The 1884-nt window shown below is 55.5% G+C and carries 1 protein-coding gene and 2 pseudogenes; all 3 read left to right on the top strand.

Going from position 1 to position 1884, the window contains the following annotated elements:
* Nucleotides 1-332, top strand: a pseudogene (locus OHD62_RS35485) (DDE-type integrase/transposase/recombinase); the annotation flags it as partial.
* Nucleotides 333-753: 421 nt separating this feature from the next.
* A complete protein-coding gene (locus tag OHD62_RS35480) occupies nucleotides 754-1479 on the top strand; it encodes a GNAT family N-acetyltransferase (RefSeq protein WP_263792405.1) in 726 nt (241 codons plus the stop codon).
* Between the two features lie 216 nt (nucleotides 1480-1695).
* Nucleotides 1696-1884: pseudogene (locus tag OHD62_RS35475) on the top strand (IS6 family transposase); the annotation flags it as partial.

Below are 1884 nucleotides of genomic sequence, written 5' to 3'. Positions count from 1 at the left end.
TTATGGCCGACCGGATCGCGTCGTCATCGAAGGGAGCCAGACCAACCACGAGGCGATCGTTTCCTGCGGCACCACAAATCGTTTGCAGGATCGCGCCCGGCGGCCGGCTGAAGCTGATCGCATCCGCCGGAGCCAATATTTGAACAATCGGATCGAGCAGGACGATCGGCGGCGCATCAAGCACCGAGTCCGGGCGATGCTCGGATTCAAATCAACGGCCACCGGCACCACCCTTCCTTTCCGGCATCGAAATGATGCGCAAGCGACAGGCGAGGTACGCCGTCAATCCGAATCCGTCCCTGGCCGAGCAGTTCGAAATTCTCGCCGCCTGATTTACCTCGCGTCACGCCTCTCTGCGCCCCTATTCAGCCGTTGCAACAAAACCATTGCAAGTCCCCATCAAATTGCGTTTCTTTGCATCGCCCTTGCATCCCAGAGCACCGCAGCGATCCTTGGGAACGAATGGATCAAATCGTCGGTGATGAATTTCATCGGAAAAGGATCCCAATTCGCGGCAAAGCACCGTTGGAGGGCTCGATTTGGAGGGCACATGCGCGCCTCTATCTAGTATGGTCGTCTTGCTGGTGACAAGGTAAGCCCGAGAGCAATTTACGCAGCTATTTCTCCGTAGAATAAACCCTTCTCGATGAATGTGGTTATGCAACGAAATTTCGATTTTCTGCCTTGCTCGGTACTGTGGACGGGTTTCCATAAAGCAGTCGACGATGACAACAAAGAATATGATCACTGTCCGTGGCTTTTGAAATGAAGACGACGAAATTTCGCGATCTATCTGGTATGCCGGAGTTTCGCGCTGCCGAGGCCCTGCAGCGAGCTGTCTGGGGGGATGCCAGTGCGTCCGGCGAAATGATTATGGTAGTTCAGGCAGAAGGCGGACTTGCCGCGGGTGCCTTTGTCGACAGCAGCCTCGTCGGGTTTGTCTTCGGATTTCCTAGCGCAACGCCAGGCATCCAATATTGCCACGCGCTGGCGGTACTGCCGGAAATGCGGGGACGCGGCATTGGCTTAGCGTTAAAATGGTATGAACGGCGGTGGTGTCTAACTCGCGGCTTCCGGCATGTGCGCTGGACTTTCGATCCAATGCAAGCAGTCAATGCAGCCCTCTATATCAACCGGCTAGGAGCCGGGTCTACAAAGTATCTGGTCGATTATTACGGTACGAGTGGCGGGATCAATGAAGAATTGCCGTCCGATCGTCTACTGGTTGACTGGTTCCTTGATCACTATATCGTCAATGCAAAATCGGAGCGTCGCTTCGCGGATGAAGAAGTCGGTGATTGCCTGCGCATTCGACTTCCTCGGGATGTGGAATCGTTGATGCCACATGACAAGAAGAGGACGTTGACCGCAACGCTTGCGCTTCGTGAAAGCCTGTGCGACGCCTTCTCAAATGGCTATCGGATAAGCGGATTTGACTGCACCGAGCGTGCCTACATCCTGGCCGAGGGAGACCGGTAGCTTCTCCTGGGGTCGCGCGGCGCACAGTAGGAGCGGTTTGGCTTGAATAGTGAGGGCACGTCTGGCTCTGGTGCTCGAAATCGTGCCCGCAGTCGGTCGCGAAGCTGACTATTCATCTCGTGTCGGAACCTCCATCAGCAGATAAGCGGGATCGGATCTGTTGCAACCTTTTTATTGCCCAAGCTGTGGCAAGGAGACTTCGATCATTATCGGGCAATGTTCAAAGGCCGTCATAGTCCGTGATCCTGCATTGCGTGCGCTGGTACCTGGCCTACAATTTGAGCCTGCGTGATCTTGAGGAGATGATGGCCGAGCGCGGCATTACGGTCGATCACACGACCATCCACCGATGGACGGTCCGTTTCGCGCCCTTGTTGCTGGAGCGCTTCAACCGGCGCAAGCGTA

Source organism: Mesorhizobium sp. YC-39 (assembly GCF_025753795.1).
Taxonomy (GTDB): domain Bacteria; phylum Pseudomonadota; class Alphaproteobacteria; order Rhizobiales; family Rhizobiaceae; genus Mesorhizobium.
Note: the sequence above shows the minus strand (reverse complement) of the source record. Positions and strands in the feature narration are given on the sequence as shown.